Source organism: Microtetraspora sp. NBRC 13810 (genome assembly GCF_030268685.1).
Lineage (GTDB): Bacteria > Actinomycetota > Actinomycetes > Streptosporangiales > Streptosporangiaceae > BSRQ01.
In genome coordinates, this window is record NZ_BSRQ01000092.1 from 1 (window position 1) to 255 (window position 255).

The window sequence follows — 255 nt, forward strand, 5'->3', positions numbered from 1 at the left end:
GCCTAAGGCGAGGCCGACAGGCGTAGTCGATGGATAACGGGTTGATATTCCCGTACCCGCTGTGATGCGCCAATATCGAATCCTTTGATGCTAAGAGTCCTTAGCTCGGTTTCCTCTTCGGAGGGGACGTCAGGGTGAACGCTCGGTCCGATGGGGTAGTAGGTAAGCGATGGGGTGACGCAGGAAGGTAGTCCAGCCCAGGCGATGGTTGTTCCTGGGGTAAGCATGTAGGGCGGAGTATAGGCAAATCCGTAC

The 255-nt window shown here is 56.5% G+C and carries 1 rRNA gene; it reads left to right on the forward strand.

What is annotated here, in order from left to right:
• Nucleotide 1 precedes the first annotated feature (1 nt).
• Nucleotides 2-255: ribosomal RNA gene (locus tag QSK26_RS42210) — 23S ribosomal RNA — on the forward strand; the annotation flags it as partial.